The organism is Microbacterium sp. GXF0217 (assembly GCF_054798195.1).
On record NZ_JBSJZG010000008.1, the window covers coordinates 97,813 to 124,055 of the forward strand.

The 26,243-nt window shown below is 68.5% G+C and carries 23 protein-coding genes, 1 tRNA gene, 1 rRNA gene and 1 other RNA gene; 7 read left to right on the forward strand and 19 right to left on the reverse strand.

The features are described 5' to 3' along the window. Window positions 1–5: 5 nt before the first annotated feature. The 6 genes from ACWAT3_RS15670 to ACWAT3_RS15695 all read right to left on the reverse strand — a co-directional run bounded on the left by ACWAT3_RS15670 (window position 6) and on the right by ACWAT3_RS15695 (window position 5,948). Complete coding sequence (locus ACWAT3_RS15670) at window positions 6–1,229, reverse strand: acetate/propionate family kinase (protein WP_460799901.1); 1,224 nt, start codon at window positions 1,227–1,229, stop codon at window positions 6–8. Next, on the reverse strand, window positions 1,226–3,340 hold the full coding sequence (gene pta, locus ACWAT3_RS15675) for a phosphate acetyltransferase (protein WP_460799902.1): 2,115 nt from the start codon (window positions 3,338–3,340) through the stop codon (window positions 1,226–1,228). The genes ACWAT3_RS15670 and pta overlap by 4 nt, the downstream gene beginning before the upstream one ends. 26 nt (window positions 3,341–3,366) lie before the next feature. After that, on the reverse strand, window positions 3,367–4,038 hold the full coding sequence (locus tag ACWAT3_RS15680) for a hypothetical protein (RefSeq protein WP_460799904.1): 672 nt from the start codon (window positions 4,036–4,038) through the stop codon (window positions 3,367–3,369). After that, complete coding sequence (locus ACWAT3_RS15685) at window positions 4,035–4,631, reverse strand: rhomboid family intramembrane serine protease (RefSeq protein ID WP_460799906.1); 597 nt, start codon at window positions 4,629–4,631, stop codon at window positions 4,035–4,037. Before ACWAT3_RS15685 ends, ACWAT3_RS15680 begins: the two co-directional genes overlap by 4 nt. Window positions 4,632–4,685: 54 nt before the next feature. Then, window positions 4,686–4,785, reverse strand: an RNA gene (gene ffs, locus ACWAT3_RS15690) — signal recognition particle sRNA small type. A 5-nt stretch (window positions 4,786–4,790) separates the two neighbouring features. After that, on the reverse strand, window positions 4,791–5,948 hold the full coding sequence (locus ACWAT3_RS15695; RefSeq protein ID WP_460799907.1) for an AI-2E family transporter: 1,158 nt from the start codon (window positions 5,946–5,948) through the stop codon (window positions 4,791–4,793). A gap of 66 nt (window positions 5,949–6,014) precedes the next feature. Between ACWAT3_RS15695 and ACWAT3_RS15700 the strand changes: the two genes are divergently transcribed. Genes ACWAT3_RS15700 through ACWAT3_RS15710 form a run of 3 tightly spaced genes read left to right on the forward strand, consistent with a single transcriptional unit; the run spans window position 6,015 to window position 10,451 of the window. Next, the gene (locus tag ACWAT3_RS15700) at window positions 6,015–6,992 is read left to right on the forward strand and encodes an AAA family ATPase (protein WP_460799909.1); all 978 of its coding nucleotides are present in this window, start codon (window positions 6,015–6,017) and stop codon (window positions 6,990–6,992) included. 11 nt (window positions 6,993–7,003) lie between these two features. Then, window positions 7,004–8,206, forward strand: coding sequence for a DUF58 domain-containing protein (locus tag ACWAT3_RS15705; RefSeq protein ID WP_460799910.1), 1,203 nt, complete (start codon window positions 7,004–7,006; stop codon window positions 8,204–8,206). After that, entirely contained in the window at window positions 8,193–10,451 is a 2,259-nt protein-coding gene (locus ACWAT3_RS15710; protein ID WP_460799912.1) for a transglutaminase family protein, read from the forward strand. The genes ACWAT3_RS15705 and ACWAT3_RS15710 overlap by 14 nt, the downstream gene beginning before the upstream one ends. A gap of 2 nt (window positions 10,452–10,453) precedes the next feature. On the opposite strand, the gene trhO is transcribed toward ACWAT3_RS15710, so the two are convergent. After that, complete coding sequence (gene trhO / locus ACWAT3_RS15715; protein ID WP_460799913.1) at window positions 10,454–11,401, reverse strand: oxygen-dependent tRNA uridine(34) hydroxylase TrhO; 948 nt, start codon at window positions 11,399–11,401, stop codon at window positions 10,454–10,456. A 146-nt stretch (window positions 11,402–11,547) separates the two neighbouring features. On the opposite strand from trhO, the gene ACWAT3_RS15720 reads away from it, so the two are divergent. Further along, window positions 11,548–11,635 (forward strand) — tRNA-Ser (locus ACWAT3_RS15720). A gap of 109 nt (window positions 11,636–11,744) precedes the next feature. Here the strand turns inward: ACWAT3_RS15720 and ACWAT3_RS15725 are convergent. The 6 genes from ACWAT3_RS15725 to ACWAT3_RS15750 form a co-directional block, all read right to left on the reverse strand. After that, window positions 11,745–13,055: a GNAT family N-acetyltransferase gene (locus ACWAT3_RS15725; RefSeq protein WP_460799915.1), complete on the reverse strand. Its 1,311-nt coding sequence runs from the start codon at window positions 13,053–13,055 to the stop codon at window positions 11,745–11,747. A 44-nt stretch (window positions 13,056–13,099) separates the two neighbouring features. Continuing rightward, the gene (locus ACWAT3_RS15730) at window positions 13,100–14,329 is read right to left on the reverse strand and encodes a multidrug effflux MFS transporter (protein WP_460799947.1); all 1,230 of its coding nucleotides are present in this window, start codon (window positions 14,327–14,329) and stop codon (window positions 13,100–13,102) included. Between the two features lie 311 nt (window positions 14,330–14,640). Continuing rightward, window positions 14,641–15,795 carry a cystathionine gamma-synthase gene (locus ACWAT3_RS15735; protein ID WP_460799917.1) on the reverse strand — a complete coding sequence of 385 codons (1,155 nt, stop codon included), beginning with the start codon at window positions 15,793–15,795 and terminating at the stop codon, window positions 14,641–14,643. 65 nt (window positions 15,796–15,860) lie between these two features. Continuing rightward, window positions 15,861–16,832 (reverse strand): carbohydrate ABC transporter permease, encoded by a 972-nt coding sequence (locus ACWAT3_RS15740; protein WP_460799919.1) that lies wholly within the window; start codon window positions 16,830–16,832, stop codon window positions 15,861–15,863. Beyond that, entirely contained in the window at window positions 16,829–17,968 is a 1,140-nt protein-coding gene (locus tag ACWAT3_RS15745) for a carbohydrate ABC transporter permease (RefSeq protein WP_460799921.1), read from the reverse strand. Before ACWAT3_RS15745 ends, ACWAT3_RS15740 begins: the two co-directional genes overlap by 4 nt. A gap of 107 nt (window positions 17,969–18,075) precedes the next feature. Further along, the gene (locus ACWAT3_RS15750) at window positions 18,076–19,401 is read right to left on the reverse strand and encodes an ABC transporter substrate-binding protein (protein WP_460799922.1); all 1,326 of its coding nucleotides are present in this window, start codon (window positions 19,399–19,401) and stop codon (window positions 18,076–18,078) included. 268 nt (window positions 19,402–19,669) lie between these two features. Here ACWAT3_RS15750 and ACWAT3_RS15755 point away from each other — a divergent pair, with 268 nt between their 5' ends. Further along, window positions 19,670–20,668 (forward strand): LacI family DNA-binding transcriptional regulator, encoded by a 999-nt coding sequence (locus tag ACWAT3_RS15755; protein WP_460799924.1) that lies wholly within the window; start codon window positions 19,670–19,672, stop codon window positions 20,666–20,668. 66 nt (window positions 20,669–20,734) lie between these two features. Here ACWAT3_RS15755 and rplL read toward each other — a convergent pair whose 3' ends face one another. The 3 genes from rplL to ACWAT3_RS15770 all read right to left on the reverse strand — a co-directional run bounded on the left by rplL (window position 20,735) and on the right by ACWAT3_RS15770 (window position 23,061). Next, a complete protein-coding gene (gene rplL / locus ACWAT3_RS15760; RefSeq protein ID WP_029261007.1) occupies window positions 20,735–21,118 on the reverse strand; it encodes a 50S ribosomal protein L7/L12 in 384 nt (127 codons plus the stop codon). 48 nt (window positions 21,119–21,166) lie between these two features. Next, window positions 21,167–21,655: a 50S ribosomal protein L10 gene (rplJ, locus tag ACWAT3_RS15765; protein ID WP_406249254.1), complete on the reverse strand. Its 489-nt coding sequence runs from the start codon at window positions 21,653–21,655 to the stop codon at window positions 21,167–21,169. Window positions 21,656–22,086: 431 nt separating this feature from the next. Then, window positions 22,087–23,061, reverse strand: coding sequence for a hypothetical protein (locus ACWAT3_RS15770; protein WP_460799927.1), 975 nt, complete (start codon window positions 23,059–23,061; stop codon window positions 22,087–22,089). Window positions 23,062–23,382: 321 nt separating this feature from the next. On the opposite strand from ACWAT3_RS15770, the gene ACWAT3_RS15775 reads away from it, so the two are divergent. Then, a complete protein-coding gene (locus tag ACWAT3_RS15775; RefSeq protein WP_460799929.1) occupies window positions 23,383–24,060 on the forward strand; it encodes a YqaJ viral recombinase family protein in 678 nt (225 codons plus the stop codon). Window positions 24,061–24,064: 4 nt separating this feature from the next. On the opposite strand, the gene ACWAT3_RS15780 is transcribed toward ACWAT3_RS15775, so the two are convergent. Next, window positions 24,065–24,949, reverse strand: a complete 885-nt coding sequence (locus ACWAT3_RS15780) for a LysR family transcriptional regulator ArgP (RefSeq protein ID WP_460799931.1) — start codon at window positions 24,947–24,949, stop codon at window positions 24,065–24,067. A gap of 72 nt (window positions 24,950–25,021) precedes the next feature. Here ACWAT3_RS15780 and ACWAT3_RS15785 point away from each other — a divergent pair, with 72 nt between their 5' ends. Further along, window positions 25,022–25,702: a LysE/ArgO family amino acid transporter gene (locus tag ACWAT3_RS15785; protein ID WP_460799933.1), complete on the forward strand. Its 681-nt coding sequence runs from the start codon at window positions 25,022–25,024 to the stop codon at window positions 25,700–25,702. A gap of 27 nt (window positions 25,703–25,729) precedes the next feature. On the opposite strand, the gene ACWAT3_RS15790 is transcribed toward ACWAT3_RS15785, so the two are convergent. Both ACWAT3_RS15790 and rrf read right to left on the reverse strand, forming a co-directional pair. Then, window positions 25,730–26,080, reverse strand: a complete 351-nt coding sequence (locus ACWAT3_RS15790; RefSeq protein ID WP_460799935.1) for an iron chaperone — start codon at window positions 26,078–26,080, stop codon at window positions 25,730–25,732. A 91-nt stretch (window positions 26,081–26,171) separates the two neighbouring features. Beyond that, window positions 26,172–26,243: ribosomal RNA gene (gene rrf, locus ACWAT3_RS15795) — 5S ribosomal RNA — on the reverse strand; the annotation flags it as partial.

Below are 26,243 nucleotides of genomic sequence, written 5' to 3' on the forward strand. Positions count from 1 at the left end.
GGGCGTCAGGCCAGACTCAGCGCCTGCCGCGCGATCTCGAGCTCTTCGTTGGTCGGCACGACCAGGACGTCGACGGCGGACGCCGCCGCCGAGATGCGACGGATGCCGGGTCGCCGCTGCTCGTTCGCCTCGGCATCGACCTCGACGCCCAGGAATCCGAAGGTCGCGAGCGCTTCCGCGCGCACCCGAGCGGCGTTCTCGCCCACGCCGGCGGTGAACGAGATGACGTCCACTCCCCCGAGCTGCGCGATGTACGCGCCGAGGTAGGCCCGCAGCCGGTGGATGTACACGTCGAACGCCAGCGTCGCGGCATCCTCTCCGTCCTGCACTCCGGCGAGGATGTCGCGCATGTCGCTGCGCCCGGCCAGCCCGAGCAGGCCGCTCCGCTTGTTCAGCAGCGCGTCGAGATCGTCGGAGCTCATGCCTGCACGACGGGAGAGGTGGATCAGCACCGCTGGATCGATGTCCCCCGAACGCGTGCCCATCACGAGCCCCTCGAGCGGCGTCATGCCCATCGACGTCTCCACGGATCGGCCGCCGTCGATCGCCGTCATCGACACGCCGTTGCCGAGGTGCAGCACGATCTGGCGCAGGTCCTCGAGCGGACGGCCGACGAACGCCGCCGCCTGCTCGGAGACGAACTTGTGGCTCGTGCCGTGGAAGCCGTAGCGACGCACCCGGTGCCGCTCGGCGAGCGCCTTGTCGATCGCGTAGGTGTAGGCGGCCGGTGGCAGCGTCTGATGGAAGGCCGTGTCGAAGACGGCGATGTGCGGCACCGCGGCGAACGCCCGTCTCCCCGCGCGGATGCCGGCGACAGCGCCGGGGTTGTGCAGCGGAGCGAGATCGGCCAGGTCTTCGATGTTGATCTCGACGAGGTCGTCGATGAGCGTCGGAGCGAAGAAGCGCGCCCCGCCGTGCACGACGCGGTGTCCGACCGCGACCGGCGGCTCGTCCGTCAGCTGCGGGCCGTGCTCGGCGAACTGCTCCAGCATCACCTGGAACGCTTCGTCGTGGTTCGCGATGCGGCGCGAATCGCGGTGCTTCTCATCCAGCACCGCCGGCGCCGCCACACCATCGGAGGAGACGCGTCGGACGGTGTGCGTGATGTCGCCGGCATCCTGTCCGATGCGCTCGATCAGTCCCTCACCGAGCGGAAGCTCGCGGTCCATGTCCATCAGGCTGTACTTCAGCGACGACGAGCCGCTGTTGACGACGAGGACGACGCTCATGCCGCACCGCCCTGCGCCTGGATCGCCGTGATCGCGACGGTGTTCACGATGTCCTCCACGAGCGCGCCGCGGCTCAGGTCGTTGATCGGCTTGTTCAGCCCCTGCAGGACCGGCCCGATCGCGACCGCGCCGGCCGACCGCTGCACTGCTTTGTATGTGTTGTTGCCGGTGTTGAGATCAGGGAAGACGAAGACCGTCGCGCGCCCTGCCACCGCCGATTCGGGCAGCTTCGCCTTCGCGACGGCAGCGTCCGCGGCCGCGTCGTACTGGATCGGCCCCTCCACGAGGAGCTCGGGGGCCCGCTCGCGCACGAGCGCGGTCGCCTCGCGCACCTTGTCGACGTCTGCCCCCGATCCGGATTCCCCCGTCGAGTACGACAGCATCGCGACCCGTGGGTCGATGCCGAACTGCCGGGCGGTCTCGGCCGACGAGATCGCGATGTCGGCCAGCTGCACGCTCGTCGGGTCCGGGATCACGGCGCAGTCGCCGTACACGAGCACACGGTCGGAGAGCGCCATGAGGAACACGCTCGAGACCACATCGACGCCCGGTCGGGTCTTGATGATCTCGAACGACGGACGGATCGTGTGCGCCGTCGTGTGCGCGGCACCCGAGACCATGCCGTCGGCGAGCCCGAGGTGCACCATCATCGTTCCGAAGTACGACACGTCCGTGACGGTGTCGGCCGCCTGCGCGAGCGTGACGCCCTTGTGCGCCCGCAGCCGCGCGTACTCCGCGGCGAACCGCTCGACGTGCGACGGATCGGTCGTGCTGATGATCGCGGCCGCCGCGATGTCGACGCCGAGCTCGACGGCTCGCGCTCTGATCGCCTGCTCCTCCCCCAGGATCGTGAGTTCGGCGACGTCGCGCGCGAGCAGCGTGGCCGCCGCCCGGAGGATGCGGTCGTCACCGCCCTCCGGCAGCACGATGCGCTTGCGGTCCGAACGCGCGCGTTCGATGAGTCCGTACTCGAACATGAGCGGGGTGACGACCGTCGCCTCAGCCAGACCGAGCAGGCGCGTGAGCTCCGAGATGTCGACGTGGGTCTGGAAAAGTCCGAGCGCGGTGTCGTAGCGGCGGCGCGAATCGGCCGCCAGCCGCCCGCGCGCGCCCATGACGCGTACCGCGGTGTCGTACGTGCCGAGATCGGTCGCGATGATCGGCACGCGCGATGCGAGTCCGTCGAGCAGGGTCTCGATCGCCTCCGGCAACGGGAAGGGCCCGTTCAGCACGATGCCGGCGATCGAAGGGAACGTACCGGAGGCATCGGCGAGAAGCGAGGCCAGCAGCACCTCGGTGCGGTCGGCGGGGATGATGACGACCGCATCGGCCGTGAGGCGAGGCAGTACGTTCACCATCGACATGCCGGCGACGACCACGCTGAGCGCCTCCCGCGCGAGCAGATCGTCGTCGCCCTTGACCAGGCGGCCGTCGACCGCGGTCAGGATGCCGCGGATCGACGGTGCGACGAGCGAGCGGTCCTCGGGGATCGCCCAGACCGGCGTCGCGTCCGCCTGCACGGCGTGGACGGCATCGATCGTGTCTGTCGCGGCATCCGGATCCGCACGGTTGACGATCACTGCGAACAGCTCGGCCCGCTCGGCGGCGAGCTCGGACAGCGCGAGCGCCGCCAGCTGGCTCACGGCCGCGGGCGTGCGAGCGGTCGTCGTGCCGAGCTGCTCTGCGCGGTGCTGCTGGTCGCGACCGGACAGCACGAGCAGCACCGGTGCCCCCAGGTTCGCCGCGATGCGGGCGTTGTACCCGAGTTCGGCCGGACTGCCGACATCCGTGTAGTCGCTGCCGATGACGACGACCGCGTCGCACTGCGCCTCGACCGCCTTGAAACGGGCGATGATCGTCGACAGCGCGCGATCGGGATCCGCACGGACGTCGTCGTACGTGACGCCGACGCAGTCCTCGTAGTCGAGCTGGACGCCGTCGTGCGCGAGCAGGAGCTCGAGGACGTAGTCGCGTTCCGCGGACGAGCGCGCGATCGGGCGGAACACCCCCACGCGCGGCGTCACGCGCATGAGCGCGTCGAGCACCCCCAGGGCGATCGTGGATTTGCCGGTGTGCCCCTCAGCCGAGGTGATGTAGATGCTCCGCGCCACGAGCCCAGCCTACGCGCGAACGCTGATCAGTCGTCGACCTCGCAGGAGCCGGAGAGCGCGTCGACGACGGCCTCGGCATCCGCGTGGAATCGGGCGTAGTGCTGCGGGTCGCTGTTGATCTGCACCCGGTGGATCGCGATCGACGGCTCCAGCTCCTGCCAGTCGGCGAGGCGCGCGAGCCGGTCGAAGAACAGCCCGGCTGAGGATGCGGCGTCCATGCGCTGATCGACGCTGCCCCACCAGTCCTGCTGCTGGAACAGCCCGATGCTGCTGGTGCGGGAGCCGTCAGGGTTGGTGACGCCGGAGGTCTCCCAGTCGCCGTAGTCGATCGCCTGCAGCGAGCTCTCGCCCATCGCCGCCATCACGCCGATGACCTGACCATCGCGATCGAAGCCCCTCTCGCGCGCGGTGAGCACGATCGTGGCGGCGTTCTCGAGCTGCTCGCCCTGCCAGCCGGCGATCCCCGCGGCCGGGAAGCTCGCCGGCTCGGCGGCGCAGACCGGCGCCTGCGCAGTCGTCATCGGCAGCAGGATGGCGAGAGCGGCGATGGCCGTCACCGCTGCCGTCCCGATCAGCACGCGCCGCGCGACGAGCCTCCGCTGCCGCCGCAGCGCGGCGCGCTTGCGGGCGCCCGGCCTCCGACGCCGAGCGCGGCGGCGCGCGACCGGACGACGACGCGCCGTCGTGCGGCTGCTCACGGGCTCCGCCCTGGCGTCCGTCCGACGAACACCGCGAGCCCGCCGCCGATCGCACCGAACAGATGCGCCTGCCACGAGACGCCCTCCGCAGCTCCGAACACTCCGGTGAACATCGCCGTGCCGTACAGCACGATGACGATCAGGGCGATGAGCGCGTACCCGATCCGATGCGCCACGCGCCCTGGAGCGAACACGCGCATGACGACGTAGCCGAAGTACCCGAACACGAGAACCGAGGCGCCGACGGTGAGCGTGCCCGGCGCGTTCACGAGCCAGGTGCCTGCGCCGCCGACGACCGCGATGGTCGCGGTGACGAGCCAGAATCGCGCGGCGCCCTCGATCGCGACGAGGCATCCGAGCACCAGGAAGGGCAGCGAGTTCGCGATCAGGTGCGTCCAACTCGCGTGCAGCAGGGGGCTGAGGACGATCCCGCCGAGTCCGGAGACATCCCACGACCGGAGTCCGAACCCGGTGAAGGACCCTGGCAGCACGGCATCCGCGAACTGGATCGCCCACATGAGCGCCAGCAGGATGACCGGGGAGGCGAAGCGCGCCACGGCGCTCTTCCTGGCGGGGGTCGCTGGGGTGGTCACATCCAGATCCTGTCAGGGCGCGCCAGAAGGATGCTGGGAGACCCCGCATCCGGAGACGGAAAGACCCTCCGCGCACCCGACAGAGCCCGGTTACCCTTGCTACGTTTCCGTCCTGGGGGAATTGGCCTGGATGCCGTCACGCGGAGGGCTTGAAACAGTCTACCCGGCTTCAGCGGGTGCTTTCGCCCTCGCCCACCTGGCGGGGGTGTGCGGCCCGTCCCAGACCTGGATCACACCCCACAGCGCCGCGGTGATCGGCACGGCCAGGATCGCCCCGACGATGCCGCCGAGGACGGTGCCCACGGTCAGGGCGACGAGGATGACGAACGCGTGCAGCTTCATCGAACGCCCCATGAGGAACGGCTGGAGGAAGTTGCCCTCGAGCTGGTTGACGAGCACCACGACGCCGACGACGAACAGTGCGTTGACCCAGCCGTTCGCCACGAGGGCGACGAGCGCGGCGAGGATGCCGGCCACCGTCGCACCGACGATCGGGATGAACGCCAAGAGGAAGACGAGCACCGCGAGCGGGATGTACAGCGGAACCTGAAGGATCATGAGACCGATCAGGATGCCGATGGCGTCCACCGCCGCGACGGTCGCCGTCCCGCGGACGTACGAGCCGAGCGTGCTGACGGTCTTGTCGCCGATGCGGCGAGCGCGCAGGTAGTTCTCGCCGCGGAACGGGCGCAGCAGGAACTCCCACATCTGCGGACCGTCCTTGAGGAAGAAGAACAGGATCGTGACCATCAGCACGAACCCGGTGACGAAGTTGGCCACGGCACCGACACCGGCCAGCGCTCCGGAGCCGAACTGGGCGCTCGTGACGAAATCGGTGAGCGTGGCGATCCACTCGTCGATCTGCTCGGGCTGGAGGAAGTCGAACGGCAGCGTCTGCACCCACGTCATCAGATGCTGGAACCCCTCCTCCGCCTGCGCGTAGAGCTCATCCCACTGGTCGCGGACGGCCCACACGATCAGCCAGCCGAGCAGACCGAGGAGGACGACGATCGCAAGAAGCGTGATGACCGTTGCGAGCACCGACGGCACGCCGCGTCGGCGCATCGCGTTCATGACGGGCGTGAACGCACAGGCGAGGATGAGCGCGATCATGAGCGGAATCGTGACGAGCGTGAGCTGCTGGATCGCGAAGATGATCCCGGCGGCGACCACCAGGACGACGATGATCTGGATCGATCGGATGCCGAGCTTCCCGAATCCGTCGGCCCAGAGGCTCCACGGGGCGCGTGTGGCCTTCAGCTCGACGTCCTGCGACTCCAGTCGCACACGCTGTGGATCGTTGCGGAACAGTCCCATGCCCCGAGGGTACCGGTTAAGATCGGTTCACAACCCGATGTGGGGTGGCAGGGCGAGAGGGGACGCATGCATCAGGACGCATCCGCCATGACGGCCGAACGATTCGCGGAGCAGACCTCCGCCATTCTCGGCTCTGTCGGCAAGGTCATCGACGGCAAGGCGGATGCCGTGCGCAGCGCCCTGGTGTGCCTCCTCGCCGAAGGGCACCTTCTCATCGAGGACGTCCCTGGGGTCGGCAAGACCATGCTCGCCCGTGCCCTGGCCGCGAGCGTCGATGCGACCGTGCGGCGCATCCAGTTCACTCCCGATCTGCTGCCCGGCGACGTCACAGGCGTCAGCGTCTACAACCCGGTCGAGCGCGAGTTCGAGTTCAAGCAGGGCGCGGTGTTCGCCCACATCGTCATCGCCGACGAGATCAACCGCTCCTCCCCCAAGACGCAGTCGGCTCTGCTGGAGGCGATGGAGGAGAAGCAGGTCACGGTCGACGGGCGCACGCATCCGCTGCCGGATCCGTTCCTCGTCGTCGCGACGCAGAACCCGCTCGAGATGGAGGGCACGTACGCCCTGCCGGAGGCGCAGCGCGACCGCTTCATGATGCGGATCTCGATGGGCTATCCGGACCCTGCCGCCGAGGCGCTCATGCTGCGCCAGCGCGACGCCGTCAACCCGCTCGCGGCGATCCGCCCCGTGGTGGGTTCGCAGGACGTGAGCGCCCTCATCGAGGCCGCGCGCGCCGTGCACGTCGCACCGAGCATCGAGGAGTACGCGGTCGCGCTGGCTCAGGCAACGCGGTCGGATCCGAGTCTGCATCTGGGGGCGAGCCCTCGCGCCACGCTGCAGCTCGTCCGTGCGGCGAAGGTCTGGGCCGCGCTGGACGCCAGGGAATTCGTCATCCCCGACGATCTCGCAGCGCTCCTCGTGCCGGTGTTCGCGCACCGGCTGCTGCCGGCGCGCGGCGTGCATCGGGCGGGAGCGCAGCCCGTCGAGGCGGCGCTCGCGCAGATCATCGATCGGGTGCGCGTGCCCGTCGCGACCCGCGCCTGACCGGCTCCCTCATGTCCGAGCGCCGTCGACGTCCTCTCACCGCCCGCGGGCTGGGCGCCTTCGTGCTCGGGGTGCTGTTCACGATCGCGGCGAACATCGTGTCCGCGCCGATCCTCCTCTACGTCGCGGTGCTGCTGTTCGTCCTCACCGCGCTCGCGGTGCTGGTCGTGCACGTGCCGCGTCGCAGCGGAACGGTCACCCGCCAGGTGTCGACGGATCTGCTGACGGTGGGCGAGGAATCGCGTGTGACGGTGCGCTTCGCGCTGCGCTCGCTGCGCATCCCGCACGGCCGCTGGCGCGACGTGCTGCCGGATGCCGTGACCGGCGAGGCCGCAGGCGAGTACCCGCCGGATGCCGGGGTGCTCCGCTACCCCATCACCGGCGTGCGCCGCGGGATCTGGCCGGTCGGTCCGCTCGTGCTGCACACCGTGGATCCGTTCGGGCTCGCCCAGCGCGAGCAGACGTTCGGCGAGACCAGGACCGTCACGGTGGTGCCGGAGGTGATCCCGCTGGCTCCGCTCTCCGCGCACTGGGGGGCCGCAGGCGGCACGGCGCACATCTCGTCGAGCCGTCTCGGCCAGGGCAGCGACAATCTCTCCCCGCGCCACTACGTGTCGGGTGATTCGATGCGGCGCATCCACTGGCGCGCCACCGCGCATCGCGGCGAGCTGATGGTGCGCCAGGAGGAAGAGGAGTCCAGCCCTGACGCGATCGTCGTGATCGATCGCGCAGCCAAGCGGTGGGCACGCCCGGATCGCGGCGTCGACACCGCCTTCGAATCCGCTGTGTCGGCGTGCGCCTCCATCGCACTGCACCTGGCGAGCGAGGGGTACAGCGTCGACGTCGTCGACAGCGCCGGGACGACGATCGGCACGCTCCGTGGCCACGAGGACGACCGCGACGAACTCCTCGTGGCGCTCGCGATCCTCGCCCCGCGCGGGGAGGCGCGCGACCTGGCGTCCATCGTCGGCGGCACCCCGCCCGGGCCTCTGGTGGTCCTCACCGGCCGCATCTCCGCGTCGGATCAGGAGACGCTGCACCACGGTGGCGCCGCGGTGCCCATCCTGCTCGCCACCGATCCGGAATCTGACCTGCTCACCATCGCTGCGACCGCCGGGTGGACCGGTGCCGTCCTCACCGACGACATCGCCGCATCGTGGGAGCTCGCTCTGCCGGAGCGCATGCTGGCTGGGGGCGGCCGTGTCCCGCGTTGAGACGCCGACCGGCGCCTGGGCGATGGACGTCGAACCGCGCCGTGAGGGGATCGTGGGGCGCTCGCTGCTGGCGGCGTTCGCCGCGGCCATCGCCCTCTGGCCGTACGTCCCCGTCGTGCAGGCCGGTGAGTGGAGCCTCATCGCCGGCACGCTCATCTTCCTCCTCTGCCTCATCGGGGCGATCGCGCGCGTGTTCCTCGCCGAACGCTCGGCGTGGTCCCGGACGCTGATCACGGCGCTCGTGCAGGTCGCGGCATCCGTGTTCCTGCTGACGGCGATGCTGCTGCCGCAGACGGCTCTGCTCGGCATCCTTCCGACGGCGACGACGGCGACGGCGTTCGCCGAGCTGGTGGCGCAGGCCGGCGCCGAGGTGTACAACGGATCAGCGCCGCTCGAGGACACACTGGCGCTGCGGACGGTGATCGGCGCGGCGTTCGCCGTCGTCATCATCGTGATCGACCAGCTCGTCGCGCACCGACGTGCACTGCCCGCCGCCGTGCTCGTCACGGTCGTCGGCGCGCTGCCCATGATCATCACGCTCGGCGATGCCAACGTGATCTGGTTCATCGCGCTCGCGGCGCTCATTCTCATGCTGCTGCGCAGCAGTGCAGGCAGCGACCGCCGTTCAGCGCAGCGCACGTCGATCGCCGTCATGGCGGGAGTGGGCGTCACGGCCATCGCACTCACCGTCATCGTGGCGCCGACGCTTCCCGTGTCCGCATCGTGGGTCGGCGCCGGATCCGGCGTGACGATCGACGCGTCACTGCGCCTGGGCGATGACCTCCGACGACCCAACGCCACGCAGGTGATGTCGCTCGCGACGAGCGACGAGACAGCCCCCTATCTGCGCATCGCCACGCTGTCCCGCTTCAACGGCGACGTGTGGCGCCCCGACCAGGAGGAGACGCAGCCGCTGGCCAGGGGCTTCGGCGATCCGGAATGGGACGACGAGCTCACCGGAGACGACCGGCAGACCTCGATCCGCATCCTCGGGCTGTCGAGTTCGCGCCTGCCTGTCCCATATCCGGCCGAACGCCTCGTCGGCGTCTCCACGGGGTGGGATGTGATGACCTCCAATCGCACCGTCGTCTCGGATGTCGCCGACGCGTCGGGGCGCGATTACACGGTCACCTCGGCACTCGTGCAGCCCACGTTCGAGCAGATCGTGGCGTCCAGCGCCGCGGGCGGCGACGTGGTCGTCGACGATGTGTCCGAACTGCCGGGGATCATCGCCGACACGGCGAGCGAGGTCACCGCGGATTCCGTCAGCGATTACGAGAAGCTCATCGCCCTGCAGAACTGGTTCCGCAGCGAGTTCGAGTACTCGATCGACACCCCGGTCGAAGAGGACTTCGACGGCACCGGCGCCGACGCGGTGGCGACGTTCCTGGAGGTGCGCTCCGGCTACTGCGTGCACTTCGCGGGCGCCTTCGCACTGATGGCCAAGACGCTCGGGATGCCGGTGCGCATCGTCGTGGGCTATCTGCCCGGCGAACTCACGGACGAGACGCGCGGCGACGAGACGGTCTACGCGGTCATGAGCGACCAGCTGCACGCCTGGCCGGAGGTGCACTTCGAGGGGATCGGGTGGGTGCCGTTCGAGCCGACGGCGACCCTGGGCACGCCGACCGCCTTCGCCCGCGGCGAGACCACCGGCGGATCGGGCAGCGGACCGGGGCAGACGCCAACGCCGACGACCGCGCCGTCGGCCCCGCCCACCGATGTTCCGACGATCGCGCCGGAGAACCCGGACCAGGCGCTCGGCGGTGACGTCGTCCGACAGCGGCTGAATCCGACGCCGGTGCTACTGACGGTCGCTGCCGTCTTCGTCGTCCTGCTTCTGCCGTTCCTGGCGAGGAACGTGCGCCGCGCCATCCGGGTCGGCCGCGCGCGCACCGGCGATGCGGCGAGTGCATGGGCCGAGTTGCGCGACACCATGATCGATCTCGGCCTGAACCCGTCCGATGCGCAGAGCCCGCGAGCGCGCGCGGCGCAGCTGGTCTCCGAGCGCGGTGCGGATGCCGAAGCCCTCGGCGTGCTGGTCGGGGCGATCGAGCGTGCGAGTTATGCGCGCGCAGGGGATCGCTCCGGCCGAGCCGGGTTCGACGTCGACCTCGCCGAGCCGCTGCGGCACGTGCTCGGGCAGCTGCGGTCATCCGTCGACGTCCGGTCCCGCTGGGTGGCGGCGCTCGCGCCGCGATCGCTGTTCCTGCAGCGCCCGTCGGCGACGCAGGTCAGCGCCTGAGCTCAGGACGTGTGCGCCGGCGCCACGTGTGCGGGCGCCGTGGGTGCTGGCTCGGTGTGCGAGTGCTGCGCGTGTGCGGTGCAGGGCAGCGCACCGCAGTCGTCGCAGACGACCTGCTGAACACGGCAGGACGGATCAGGGCAGTTCGCCGTGCGCTTGGTGGGGCGACGACATCCGACGCACTGCCCGATGACGGCGGCGTGATCCGAGAAGTCGACCGAACCGCGGCCGTCGAACACGTACAGCGAACCGTCCCAGAGCCCGTCGTCCCCGTAGGTCTCGCCGTAGCGGACGATGCCCCCTTCGAGCTGGTACACCTCGCCGAAGCCGCGCGCCGTCATGAGGCTGGACAGCACTTCGCAGCGGATGCCGCCCGTGCAGTAGGTGACGAGCGGCTTGTCCTTGAGATCGTCGTACGCGCCGGAATCCAGCAGTTCGACGAAGTCGCGTGTGGTCTCGGCATCCGGGACGATGGCGTTCCTGAACCGGCCGATCTCGGCTTCGAGCGCATTGCGGCCGTCGAAGAACACGACGTCGTCGCGCTCGGCGACCAGCTCATGCAGGGCTTCGGGGGTCAGGCGCGTGCCTCCGCCGACGACGCCGTCCGAGTCGACGCGCAGTTCGCCCTGGGCGCCGAACGAGACGATCTCATCGCGCACCTTGACGCTCAGCTTGGGGAAGTCGAGGCTGCGTCCGGTGCCGTCGAGTCCGGTCCCCTCGCTCCACTTGATGTCGACGCCCGCGAACGGGGCATACGAGCGGAACGAGCGCGCCCACTTCTTGAGCGCCGGGAGGTCGCCGCCGAGAGTGCCGTTGATGCCGTCCTGGGAGATGATCAGGCGGCCCCGAAGACCCAGCGCCTCACCGAGGTCGCGCTGCCAGAGCCGGATCGCCTCGGGGTCGGCGAGCGGGGTGAACACGTAGAACAGCACGATCTTGGGAGTTGCCACCCCAAGATCTTAGGCGGCATCCCTGGATGCCGAGGCGGTTGGCCTGACTGCGGCTGCCCGCCCCATTCCGCGATGGCGAGGCGAGGGCCACGGCGGCGTGGTCACGACAGCGTGGACGATCGGATAAGATGGACAGGTTGTTCCCTGGTGACGTGTCCGAGCGGCCGAAGGAGCACGCTTGGAAAGCGTGTGTTGTGCAAGCAACCGCGGGTTCGAATCCCGCCGTCACCGCCAAAATGCTGAAGGGCCTCACGAAGTGGGGCCCTTCAGCATTTCTCGCTGACGGCTGGCACGTCGATACCCAGGCCCCCACGCCGCCAGAGGCTCCGCGCGGCGCTTCCGCTCAGCTGGCGGACTCGCCGAACCGGATGCCGTACATGCAGGACGCCTCCGGTCCGGGCAGCCGGTGCATGCCGACCCGGTCGTAGAACGCACCGGCTCCTGTGTTCGCCGGGTTCATGCCCAGGTGCAGCGCGGGAACCCCGCGACGACGCAGCTCGGCGAACAGGGTCTCGAGCAGGCGGCGCCCCAGTCCCTTCCCCTGGGTTTCCGGCAGCAGGTCAATGTGCAGATGCGCGGGGTACTCCCCCGCGTTGTCCTCGCGCCCTGGTCCGCGGCTGTACGCGTAGTCGAGCATCTTCTCCTCGGGGCTCTGCGCCTCGACCGGCTTCGGGAAGCGGTCGGCGTAGCGCGGCCACCATTCGTCGCGGAACCACTCCTCGAAGGCATCCGTGTCATCCGTCCCGACGATGTAGCCGATGACCCGGCCGTCCTCGGATTCCACGACCCAGCAGAGTCCAGGGTCGCGCTCCGCGTACGGCACAGCGAACAGCAGACCCCAGAGCTCGTCGTCCGAGAAGGTTCCCGTGGCGTCCGCCCCGGCATCCGCCGTCTTCACGCACACGTCGAACAGCCCGTCGCGGTCCTCGGGTCGATAGGGGCGGATCTGCGGCACGGCTGGCTCCTTCGCGATGGACGTGCGGCCGGCAGCGGAGTCGGTCGGAACCACCCTATCCGCCCGGCCGAGGCCGTTCGGCGCAACGGCCACCGCATCGCGCCGTATCCACGGCAGCAGCACCGCTGCGACCAGCAAGCCGGCCGCGGTGCCCACCAGTGCACCGCCCACCGTGTCGCTGAGCCAGTGCACCGCGAGCACCGTGCGCGACAGCGCCATCGTGATCACCCACAGCGCCCCCAGGACGAACATCCACACCCGAGGGAACAGCACGCACATCACCACCGCGATGGTCGCGGCGTTCGCGGTGTGCCCTGAGGGGAACGAGCCGTAATCGCTCAGCACGAGCATGTCCTCCGGACGCGCGCGACCGAACACCTGTTTGAGCACCTGCACGAGCAGTGCACTGATGGCGAAGGCGGCGAGTGCGAACACCGCCGACCGCCAGCGGCGCGCGATCAGCAGCCCGACCGCCACGACACCCGGCACCACGAGGATCGCGATCCACCCGCCGCCGATGCGGTTCATCAGGTGCGAGAACGCGACCAGCGCACTCGGTGCGGAATCGACCATCAGGTCGTGCCACCACGTGTCCAGCGCCGACGGTTCGTCGGCGCCGCCGTCGAGCGTCAACACCGCCCCCATCGCGATCGCCACCAGAAGGGCGCCGATCCCCCACCATGCCAGGTTCCGTCGCATCCGCCCATTCTGCCGTGCGGCGCCGCGGAAACCCGGCATCCGGATCAGGGAGTCAGCATGCCGACCGTACGCGGACGCACGATCACCCACAGCGAGAGGATGCCGATGATCGCGCACCCCACCATGACCGATGCCATCGTGGTCGCCGTGACGCCTCCGCCGCCGGCGATCAGGAACACGATCGGCGAGATGATCGCGGCAACGCCGTTGTTGCACGCGCCGAGCACTGATGCCGCGGTGCCGGCCGCTTTGCCATGCCGGTCGAGGGCGAGCACCTGCACGCACGGGAAGGTGAAACCGCACGAGGTCATGAACAGGAACAGCGGGATCACGGTGCCCCACAGGCCGAGGCCGAGCTGGTCGGTGACGATGATCGCGACGCCGGAGATCAGCAGCGCGACCGTCGAGAACGCCAGCACCCACTGCGGACCGAATCGAGCAGCGAGGCGCGATGACGTCTGGACGCCGATCACGAGCCCGATCGAGTTCGCCGCGAACAGCAGACCGTACTGCTGCGCGTCGAGACCGTGCGTCTGCTGGAACAGGAACGAGGATGCCGAGAGATACGAGAACAGGCCGGAGAACGTCATGCCCCCGATGATCAGCACGCCGACGAACACGCGGTCCGAGAAGACGCTCTTGTAGCGCTGCAGCACCGTCGACGACCCGCGGTCGTGACGGCGCTCCTTCGGCAGGGTCTCGGGGATGAAGAACAGACCGGAGACGAGCATCACCCCGCCGTAGCAGGCGAGCACGACGAAGATGCCGCGCCAGTCCATGACCGCCAGCAGCGCGGAACCGGCGAGCGGGGCAACCACAGGGGCGACGCCGGAGACGAGCGCGAGGCGCGACAGCATCACGACGAGTCGACGCCCGCCGAACAGGTCGCGCACGATGGCCATGGCGACCACACCGCCGGCCGCGGCGCCGATGCCCATGAACACGCGTGCGGTTCCGAGCAGGAGGAGATCGGGGGCGAGGGCCGCCGCGACGCTGGCGATCACGTGCAGCGCGGTCACCGAGATCAGCGGGATCCGCCGACCGACCTTGTCGCTGAGGGGGCCGACGACGAGCTGCCCGATCGCGAAACCGATCATGGTGCCGGTGAGCGTGAGCTGGATCGCGGCCGCCGTGGTCTGGAAGTCGCTCTCCAGCAGCGGGAATGCGGGAAGGTAGAGGTCGATCGTGAACGGTCCCAGCGCCGTCAGGGCGCCGAGCAGCAGGATGTAGAGCGTGCGGCGGCGCGCGGAGATCGCGTCGCCGGGGTGCAGCATGATCGGCGCGGTCGCCGGATTCGAGCCGAGCGTGCGGATGGCGCCGGTGGGCGTCGAGGTACGGATGCTGCCGGTGATCGTGCGGATCGTGCCGCTGGGGGTGAGATCGGATGACGGAGCAGGGAGCGAGTCGGTGTGCGTATGAGGCGTACTGGTGTCGTGGCGAGATGAGTCGGTCAAGAGAGCTTTCCGGGGCGCGGGGGATCGAATCGATTCGAGTGCATCGATCCGACCATGTTACTCCCCGCCGGACGAACGCCGAAGGCCGCGAGCGCGCGCAACGGTGCAGGTCTCGCGGCCTCGGGGCGACGTCAGCCGGCGATGCGCTCCAGGCCGGCCTCGAGGTCGGCGATCAGGTCGCGCATGTCCTCGATGCCGACGGACAGCCGAACCAGGTTCTCGGGCACCGCCAGGGCGGTCCCCCGCACGGATGCGTGCGTCATGTCCGGCGGGTAGCTGATCAGCGATTCGACGCCGCCGAGCGACTCGGCGAGCTGGAAGACGCTCGTGCTCTCCACGAAGGCGCGGGCGGACTCGGCACCGCCAGCCAGCGCGAGCGACAGCATCCCGCCGAAGCCGCTCATCTGACGCGCCGCGATCTCGTGGCCGGGGTGCGTGGCGAGGCCGGGGTAGAACACCGTCTCGAACTCCGGACGCTCGGCCGCCCATTCTGCGATCGCCTGCGCGTTCTCGCTGTGCTGGCGGACGCGCACCGCGAGTGTCTTGATGCCGCGGGTCGTGAGCCAGGCGTCCAGGGGTGCCGAGACCGCGCCGACGGCGAACTGCTGGAACTTGATCGGCTCGTAGAAGCGGTCATCGCCGAAGACGACGGCGCCGCCGAGCACGTCGGAGTGCCCGCCGAGGTACTTGGTCGTCGAGTGCACGACGAGATCAGCGCCCAGCCCGAGCGGCTGCTGCTGCGCCGGGGAGGCGAACGTGTTGTCCACGACGACGATCGCGTCCGCCGCGTGCGCGATCTCGGCGACGGCCGCGATATCGACGATCTTCAGCAGCGGATTGCTCGGCGTCTCGAGCCAGACGATCTTCGTCTCCGGCCGGAGGGCCGCGCGGATCGCATCGGCATCCTCCAGCTGGACCGTCGTCGTGTCGATGCCCCACGGCGCGAGCACCCTCGTGAGCAGGCGGTACGTTCCGCCGTACACGTCGTTGCCGAGGATCACATGGTCGCCGGGCTTCAGGATGCCGCGCAGCAGGGCGTCCTCGGCGGCCAGCCCTGAGGCGAACGACAGCGCGGCAGAGCCGCCCTCGAGAGCGGCGAGCTGGGTCTCGAGCGCACTGCGCGTCGGGTTGCCAGCCCTGTTGTACTCGTAGCCGTCGCGGAATCCGCCGATCCCGTCCTGCACGTGCGTGGAGGCCTGATAGATCGGCGGGATGATCGCTCCCGTCAGCGGGTCGGGCTTTTGGCCTGCGTGGATGGCGCGGGTGGCGAAGGAGTACTCGGACATGGTCACAGCCTACGTCCGGCTTCCCTTCGCGACCCGCGCCTGTTACGCATCGCGACGGTGGCGCACTACCCCTTCGTCGACCCCGCGAGCAGACCGCGCACGAAGTAGCGCTGCAGAGCGAAGAACACGATCAGCGGAACGATGATCGACACGAACGCCCCCGCAGTGAGCAGGTACCAGCCCTCGCCGCGTCCGGTGATCTCGGCGAGCACCTTCGTGATCGGCGATGCCGCACCGTCCGCGAACACGAGGGCGACAAGCAGGTCGTTCCAGACCCACAGGAACTGGAAGATCGCGACCGATGCGATCGCCGGCATGGTGAGCGGCAGCACGATGCGGAAGAAGATCTGGCCGCGCGATGCGCCGTCGACCCTTGCCGCCTCGATGATCTCGCCGGGGATCTCGGACATGAAGTTGTGCAGCAGATAGATCGCCAGCGGCAGGGCGAACATCGTGTGCGCGATCCACACCTGCGCGTAGCCGTCCGACGCCTGGATCGACTCGGTGACCTGCACCCCGAAGAGGTTGAGGCCCTTCGAGAACGAGGTCAGCAGCGGCACCAGCGCCATCTGAATCGGCACGATCTGCAGCGCGAACACGAAGATGAACAGCGCGTTGCGTCCCTTGAAATCGATCCAGGCGAACGCGTACGCCGCCATCGACGCGATCATCAGCGGGATCAGCGTCGCCGGGATCGTGATCGCGATCGAGTTGACGAACGACTCCAGGATGGTCAACTGTGTGGTCCCGGACTGCAGCACCTCGGCGTAGTTCTCGAGCGTGAACTCGGGATCCGCGAACACCGTCCACCACCCGGACGTGTTGATGTCATCGCGCGGGCGGAAGGACGAGATGAACAGCCCGAGAGTCGGGATGGTCCAGAGCACGGCGATCACGACCGAGGCGACCGTCGCCCATGGCCGGCTCAACCGCTTGCGCGCACGCCCGGCTGATGCCTCGAACCTGCCGCCCGTGGTGATGGCGCGCGTGGTGTTCGCGTCGACAGGAAGGGTCCCTGAGCTTGTCGAAGGGGTCATCGGATCTCCCGCTGCTTCTTGATCTGGCGCGCGTTGTAGATGACGATCGGCAGCACCAGGATGAACAGGATGACGGACAGCGCGGCGCTGCGCCCCGCCTCGAACTTCGAGAACTGGGTGTACATCTCGTTCGCGAGCACGCTGGTGCCGTAGTTGCCGGCGGTCATGGTGCGGACGATGTCGAACACCTTGAGCGATGCGATCGAGATGGTCGTCAGCACCACGATGAGCGCCGGGCGGATCGCCGGGACCGTGACCGACCAGAACCGCTGCCAGGCGTTCGCCCCGTCGAGCTCGGCCGCCTCGAGGAGTTCGGCCGGCACCCCCTTGATGGATGCCGAGAGCACCACCATCGCGAAACCGGTCTGCACCCAGATGAGCACGACGATGAGGAACAGGTTGTTCCACGGTTCGTTGAGCAGCCACTGCTGCGGCTCGCCGCCGAACCACACCAGGATCTGGTTCAGCAGACCGATCTGCTCATACTCGGGCCCGCGGTACTCATACATGAATCGCCAGATGATGCTGGCGCCGACGAACGAGATCGCCATCGGCATGAACACCAGGATCTTGTAGATCTTCTCGCCGCGCGTGCGGTCGATGAAGACGGCATAGGCGAGCCCGACGAGCGTCGAGACAACGGGGACGATGAGCACCCACACGATGGTGTTGACCACCGCCGTGATGCCGTCGGACTGGGTGAAGATCCAGATGTAGTTGTTCAGGCCGATGAAGTTGTCGCCGCTCGAGTTCCAGAACGACGCATACACGGTCTGGATCGACGGCAGGACGAGCCCGACCAGCAGGAGCAGGAAGGCCGGCGCCATGAAGGCGACCAGCTGGATCAGGTACCCCGCTCCGTCACGGGAACGGTAGTCGAGGAAGAAGAACAGCGCCCCCACCGCGACGGCGACCCCCATCGCCCAGTACCAGGAGTTGAAGAACCACATCACGGCGAACGGGATCACGAGGCACATGGCCAGGCGGATGCCGGTGTACAGCGTCCCCTTGCGCGGAGCGATGTCGACCAGCAGCAGGATGAGCGCTACGACGATGGCGAAGGCGATCACCACCACCACGGCCTGCAGGACGGGCGGCAATGAGCTGACCCATCCGAAGAAACTTGTCGCGGTCACGTGTTCCCCTTTTCACGACGCGGAATCAGAGGGCGGAGCGACGATGCGTCACGCCCGGGTGTGAAGCGGGCCGCCTCCGCCGGAGCGGAGGCGGCCCGCGCAGCCGATTACTCGCTCGGCCAGCCGGTCTCGATCTGGGTCAGGACGGAGTCCGTGGAGGCACCGTTGATCCAGTCGACCATGCCCTTCCAGAACGTGCCGGCGCCGACGGCACCGGGCATCAGGTCACTCGCGTCGAAGCGGAACGTCGTCTCCGGGTCCTGCAGGATCTTGACGGTCTCCTGCAGGATCGGGTCCTGAGCGTTCTCCGGGTCGAGCCCGCTGTTCGCCGAGACGACACCGCCGAGGCTGACACGGGAGTTCGCCCACTCCGGGCTGGACAAGTACGCCTGCACCTGCTGCGTCGCCTCAGAGTCGCTGAACGCGCCGACGATCTCGCCACCGCCGGTGACGGTGACGTCGCCTTCGGACTCACCCGGGAGGATGAACGCCCACACGTCGCCGTCCTCGGCGACGTTCGTGCCCTCCGGGTAGAAGCCGGAGAGGAACGACGCCTGGTGCGTCAGCGCGCAGGTTCCTGCGGCGAGGGCGGGCGCCACGTCGCCGAACGCGGTCGAGTTGATCGAGCGGACATCACCGAAGCCGGCGTTGACGTAGCTCGGGTTCAGCAGGATCTCGCCGACCGAGTCGAACGCGGTCTTGATCTGCGGGTCAGTGAAGGGAACGTCGCCCGCGGCCCACTGGTCGTAGACGTCGGTGCCGGCCTGGCGCAGGACGTAGTCCTCGATCCAGTCCGTACCCGGCCAGCCGGTCGCCGTGCCGGATTCGAAGCCCGCGCACCACGGAGCAGCACCGGTCGCGCTCTGGATCGTGGCGGTCAGCGTGTTCAGCTCGTCCAGCGTGGTCGGAACCTCGACGCCCCACTCCGCGAACTTCGCGGGCGAGTACCAGATCCAGCCCTTGACGCTCGCCATCAGCGGCGCACCGTAGAACGTGTCGTCGACCGTTCCGTAGTTCACCCAGTCCTCGGACCAGTACTCGTTCGCGTTCGCTTCGACCTCTTCCGGTGCGGGAACGAGGAAGTCGCGCGACGCGAAGTCGGCGAACAGGCCCGGCTGCGGGAAGATCGCGATGTCCGGCGGGTTGCCGCCCTGCGCTCGCGTGCCGAGCTGCGTCTCGAAGTCCTGGCTGCCTTCGTACTTGATGTCGATGCCGGTCTCCTCTTCGAAGTCCGCCCAGGACTCGTCGAGCAGCTCGGCCTCGGCATCCACGATCGTGCCGTAGATCGTGACGGTCTCGCCGTCGACGTCTCCGCCGCCATCGCCACCGCCGCCGGAAGGCGCGCCAGGCGCACCGCATCCGGCCAGGGCGATGCCCGCGGCTCCCAGAAGGGCGAGCGGCGCGATCAGCCTCTTGCGCTGCGAAAGAGTCATGTGATTTCTCCTCCTCGAGTTTCACGTCCCCAGAAGATGCGGCCGTCTCGTCCGCGGCCGAATCGGGAACCGATTCCAGGCCAACCTACTGGCCGGAGCATGCCCTGCACAATGCCGATTCATCACAACCCGGCAACCTTTTCGCCGGATCGACCGCTTTGCATGGGAGCGCTCCCGCGCGCATCGCCTGGAACCGGTTCCGTTTCGCCGCAGGGAGGGCTATTCTCAAGGGCGTGCGCGGTGCAGCGCCCGGCGTCGAGGAGGACCCATGAGCACGATCGCGGATGTCGCGGCGCGCGCCGGGGTGTCCAAGGCGACCGCCAGCCGGGCGCTCAGCGGACGCGGCTACGTCTCGGAGGAGACACGTCGGCGCGTGGTGGATGCCGCGGCAGATCTCTCGTACGTCGCGCACTCCTCGGCGACGAGCCTCGCCACGGGGCGCACCGGCACGATCGCCGTGATCGTCCCGACCCTGGATCGCTGGTTCTTCACCGAGCTCGTCGCCGGAATCCAGGAAGCGCTGCTGGACGCCGATCTCGATCTCGCGCTCTACGACATCCGCGAAGCCAGCCGGCTCCGCGAGCGCGTCTTCGACGAGGTGCTCCCCCGCCGTCGTTTCGACGGTCTGATCGCCGCCGGCATCCAGCCCAGCGCGCAGGAGCTCGAGCGCCTGCTGCGACTCGACCGCGCGCTGGTGTGCGTCGGCCCCTACAGCGACGGCAGCAGCACGGTCGCGATCGACGATCTGAGCGTCGCCCGCATCGCGACGGAGCACCTGCTGGATCTGGGCCACACCGACATCGCGTTCGTCGGCGGGAGCGAAGTGACCGGCGCGAGCATCGGCGACGAATGCCGCCTCGCCGGCTATCGCGAGGCGATGGCGGTCGCGGGCGCCGAGCCGAGAGTCGCGCCGGCAGAGTCCTCGATGTCGAGCGGCTATGCGGCGGCCGTCGACCTGCTCGGCGATCGCCGGTCGCGTCCCACCGCCGTCGTCGGCGTCTGCGACGAGGCGGCGATCGGCACGATCATCGCCGCGCGCCGACTCGGGATCTCGGTCCCGTCCCAGCTGAGCGTGATCGGCATCGATGACCACAGGGATGCCGAGATGTTCGCCCTCACGACCATCCGGCAGCATCCACGTGAGCAGGGGCGAGAGGCCGTCGGCCTGCTGCAGGCGCGGTTGGCGGATCCGGATGCCGGGGTGCAGCATGTCGCCGCGGCATCCGTCCTGGTGATGCGGAACTCGACGGCGGGACCGGCATCCTGACTCGAGCGGGTACGCAGAAAGGCCCCGGGCGAACCCGGGGCCTTTCGAAGCGTTGAGACGCTGTGATTACTTGAGGGTAACCGTGGCGCCTGCCTCTTCCAGAGCAGCCTTGGCCTTCTCGGCGGTCTCCTTGTTGGCGCCCTCGAGGACAGCCTTCGGTGCACCGTCGACGACAGCCTTGGCCTCGCCGAGGCCGAGCGAGGTGAGCTCGCGGACCGTCTTGATGACCTGGATCTTCTTGTCGCCAGCAGCCTCGAGGATGACGTCGAAGGAGTCCTTCTCTTCCTCAGCCTCAGCAGCGCCTGCGCCACCAGCGGCACCGGCAACGGCGACGGGAGCAGCAGCGGTGACCTCGAACTTCTCCTCGAACGCCTTGACGAAGTCGTTGAGCTCGACGAGGGTCAGGCCGGCGAACTGCTCGAGCAGCTCCTCAGTGGTGAGCTTAGCCATGATGTATCTCCTAATAGATGGGGTTTATTGATCGAGAACACCGGTCGCTTACGCGGCCTCGGCGGTCTCCAGCTTTGCGCGAAGAGCGTCGACGGTGGCCGCGGCCTTGCCCATCGTCGCCTTCATCATGCCCGCAGCCTTCGCCAGCAGAACCTCACGGCTCTCCAGCGAGGCGTACTTGTTGACCTCGTCGGCGGAGAGCGCGTTGCCCTCGAAGATGCCGGCCTTGATCACGAGAAGCGGGTTGGCCTTGGCGAAGTCACGAAGAGCCTTGGCAGTGGCGACGAAGTCACCGTGCACGAACGCGACGGCCGACGGACCCTTGAGGTCGTCGTCCAGCGCGGTGATGCCAGCCTTGTTGGCGGCGATCTTGGTCAGCGTGTTCTTCACCACGGCGTACTCAGCGTCCTGACGGATGCTGTTGCGCAGCTCCTTGAGCTGGGCAACCGTCAGACCGCGGTACTCGGTCAGCAGAACGGCGGACGAGTTCTCGAATGACTTCGTGAGCTCGGCGACCGATGCATCCTTCTGCGCCATGGTCACTCCTTGGTGTGTACGAGGCGCCTCACGGCGGTGAGGCGCCGACCTCGACCTTCACGGCAACAAAAAAGCTCCGGCGCAAGCGCACGGAGCTGAATCAGTTCGTGTCACCTGCGCGGGCCTCTGCATTGCAGTGCTTCGATCGCCCTGCTCGCGCACGACGATGACCAGCGGTCTTCGGTTGGTTCTATGGTACTCGATGCGCGGCGTGTCCCCAAATCGAGCGCGCTCTCGTGTTCGCGGATCTCTCGCCGAGGCGCCCCCCGAGTCCCTGGCCCCTCTGGCGCCGAGCGAACGGCTTTGCGTCGAGCGAACGACATGCACGCGCGCGCATGTCGTTCGCTCGGCCGCATCCCGTCCGTTCGGCGGACGAAGCGAGTCGACGCGACGCGACGCGACGCGACGACCGTGGCGGAGTTGCAGATGCGTCATGGCGCTCGGACTCCGAACGAGGCCAGTCTGGTGCCGAGCGTTCGCGCTGTGCGGATGTGCGAGGATCCCCATCGCGCCATCCCCCATTGCGTCCGACCGCGGATCCAGTCCTCGCGATGCTTCTCCTCGAGAAGCACATCCTCGAGCGACATACCGCGACGCATCGCCTCGTCGCGGTACTTGCTCTCGCCGTCGAACTCGCCGAAGAATCGGACGTCCTCCATACCGAAATCCACGAAGTAGTGTCCGCCGTCGGGCGCGGCAACCGGCACCTGCAACCGCGGTGCGGCGAAACCGAGACGATGCAGTTGCAGACGACTGACGCTCTCGCCTGGCAGCTGTGCACGCCCATCTGCGAACGCTGCGACCCATCGGGCCTGTCGGATGCCGCGTGCACCCGTCGCCTGATCGAGTCGATCACGCATTCCGCGTCGCCAGGACTCCACGGCATTCAGATCCCACTCCCGCCCGCGCAGCGCCATCATGCGCTCCGCCGCATCCGCTGCGCTGACAGCGAGCTCGAATGAACAGCTGCGCATGAGATCGAAGACCGTGCGAGACAGGCTCGTGCAGCGGATTCCATCGATCACGACGACGTCTGCTGACGCCACGGACGCGGTGTGCCTGAGGACATCGGTGCTGCTGGAGATGCGCCCGCCCTCGCCCAGAGTCATGTGCACTCGATCGTCAGATGAGCGGTACAGCGGCAGACCCCACAGCACTGCCGCCGAGATATGGGACATGACTGCGCCGCCTGCGGCGTCCCTTGCCACGGCGATGACACGCACAAGATGCCGGTCCTCGCCGTGCAGCCCCTTCCAGGTGGGCACGTCGATGTACCACCCATTGCGCACGCTCTTGATGCGCTGCTCGGCCTGCGCTCTCGCCAGTCCCCGAGCGCTCCACCCATCGAGCAGGAGCGCTCGTCGTGATCGGATCTGCGGGGCGAGGAGGGCAACGGAGTTCGACACACCGCAATGATGCGCGGTGCGGGTCCAGGCGCGACCACGGATACCCGGCATCTGTGAGCAGATGCCCGCAGTCCGGCGCTTGTGCAGAGCGGGTCCTGTGGCCTGGAGCGCACACCTCCAGCGCATCCCGACCGGTATCGTCTGCACGCGAGCGAACGGCTTCGCACCGACTGCACGGCCTGCGCGCGCTCGCATCTCGTTCTCTCGGCAGCATCCCGTCCATTCGGCGAACCGCCGAACCAGATCGGTTCAGCTCGGCGACCGCGCCCAGCGGCGGCGTGGGCGGACAGCGCGCCCGCATTGCGGGGTTAAGCTCGAAAGGTGACCCCCGACCTCGAAGCACGCATCGTCGCGGACTCCCGTGACCGTGTCGCGTGGCTCCGAGCCAGAGCCCGAGGGATCACCGCGACCGACATCGCCGGACTGTCCGGGGAGAAGTCGCTCGCCCGCGCCGCCGATGCCAAGCTCGGTAACGGCGCACGGTTCGGCGGCAACGCCTTCACCGACCACGGCCGGCGGCGCGAACCCGAGATCGCGGCCTGGGTCGCGGCGACCCACGGCATCCAGCCGTCGTCTGCGCTGTTCCGCGCCGAGGTCGAGCACCGGCACCTGGCCACTCCGGACGGCATCGTCCAGGACGAGTCCGGGCGCGTGACGCTGGCCGAGATCAAGACCACGAACAAGGACTGGCGCACGATTCCGCGCACGTACCTGCGCCAGATCTGGTGGCAGCAGCATGTGCTCGGCGCCGAGCGCACGCTGTTCGTCTGGGAAGAGCACGACCAGTTCCGACCCATCCACGACGAGCCGCGCTGCGTGTGGATCGACCGGGATGACAAGGAGATCGCGCGGCTCGTGCACATGGCGACCCGCCTGATCGACGAGCTCTATCACCGCACCACTGGTCAGCAGCCGCCGGCCAGGGTAGCGCCGGCGAACGACCGCCGTGATGCTCTGCGGGAGCGGGACATGTTCCGCGCCCTCGCCCTTTCGGACTGACTCCTCACCGCTCGAGGACGCGCGCGGCCTCCGTCGCGATCTCCGCAGCGATCGTATCGAGGAGCTCGGAGCGCAGACTCCACTGCTGCCAGTACAGCGGCACCCGCATCGTGTGCCCACCAAGGAGCTTCAGGATGCCGGGGCCGGTCGGCACCTGCAACGACGGGACCATCCCCCACCCGAGCCCGAGCTGGACCGCCTGCGCATAGTCGTGCGAGGCGGGCACGTAATGCCGCGGGATGCCACGCTCGTCGACGCCGTGAGCGGCGAGCCAATCGTGCTGGAGGGAGTCCCGTCGGTCGAAGTCGACGAACGGTGCCTCGCGCAGCGCTTCCGGAGTGACGCCCTCGGTGAACCATCGCTCGACGTAGTCCGTGGTCGCCATCGCGTCGTAAGTCAGCACGCCGAGCCTCGTGACCGTGCAGCCGGCGACCGGAGTCTCCTCGGATGTGACAGCGGCCATCACGGTGCCGGACTCGAGCAGACGCGCGGTGAAGTTCTGATCATCCCGGTGCAGGTCGAAGTCGATACTACGCTCGCGAGCGAGTCGGGCAAGCGGCGGCAGGAACCACGTCGCCATCGAGTCTGCGTTGACCGCGAGCGGTACCGAGACCCGCGAACCGGTGGATCCCTCGAGGCCGAAGCCGCTCAGCGCATCGTGCTCGATGAGTGCCAGCTGTCGCGCGAGCCGGACGATCGCCTCGCCAGCGGCGGTCGCGGTCGCCGGTCTGCCCCGCACGACCAGCACGCGCCCGAGCTGTTCCTCCAAGCTCTTGAGGCGCTGGCTCACGGCGGACGGTGTGATGTTCAGCAGCCGCGCCGCCTGCTCGAGGCTGCCCGCATCGATGATTGCCGCGACCGTTGCCGCGGACTCGGATGGAATCCGCATTACTAAGCTCCCCTAATGCAAGATAAGGAATCTGAGCTGTACCTTATCCCAACGCGACCATAGCGTGGAACCATGCTCTCCGTACTCGCGGGCCTCGGCCTGGGCCTATCGCTCATCGTCGCCATCGGCGCTCAGAACGTCTTCGTGCTGCGCCAGGGCATCCGCCGCGAGCATGTCCTCGCGGTCGTGATCATCTGCGCGACGTCGGACACGATCCTGATCCTGGCCGGAGTCGCCGGACTCGGCTTCCTCCTCGAGGCCGCACCCTGGCTCGTCACGGCAGCCCGATGGTTGGGCGCCGCCTTCCTGCTTGGCTACGGCCTGCTGGCGGCCCGCCGCACATGGCGCGGCACCGGCGGAGCTCTGGATGCCGCGGACGATTCTCCCCCGGCAAGCGCTGGTCCAGGCAGCCTGCACCAGGACGGTGCTGTCCTCACGCGTGTCGCACCGACGAGGGCCCTGACACCGGTGGTTCTCACCGCTCTCGCACTGACGTGGCTCAACCCGCACGTCTACCTGGACACCGTGCTGATGCTCGGTTCCATCGCCGCAACGCACGGCGACGCACGCTGGCTCTTCGCCGGCGGCGCTGTGCTCGCCAGTTGCCTGTGGTTCACCGCGCTCGGATTCGGCGCCCGCTCCCTCAGTCGATGGCTGAACACCCCGCGCGCCTGGCGGATTCTGGACGGAGCGATCGCGGTCGTCATGCTGGGGATCGTGCTGAGCCTAATCATGCCGACGCTCCACGGCTGATCTGCCGGACCGCAGCGCTGTCAGGCATCATGCCGCAGCATCGATCTCCGCTCGTCGCGTGTCCACGATCGCCCTAACAGCCTCCGCGGACAACGGATCCGCTACCTGGAAGGTGAAGGTCCCCTTGCCGCCGACGTGGCGTGCCAGCTGCGCCGACACAGCGCTCACTACGGCCGCGCTGAACGGATACACACCGAAGTGCGTCTTCGTGCGCTTCACGGAGATCAGCGGACGGCCACGGTACGTCAGCGCTGGCATCCCGTAGCCGAGACCCTGCGCCGCTTCGGGGACGACCTCGAGTGCCAACGCGTAGACGCGCTCGACAGCTGCTCGGTCATCGTGCGCCAGCGTGGCCAGGTAATCATCGACGGAGCCCATGACCCCATGGTCGCATCGAGGACGCACGAGATGCGAGCCCTTAACGCAAAAGAGGCCACCCCAGCATTGGGGTGGCCTCTTTTTAAAAGAAGTCCGGCGGTGTCCTACTCTCCCACAGGGTCCCCCCTGCAGTACCATCGGCGCTGTGAGGCTTAGCTTCCGG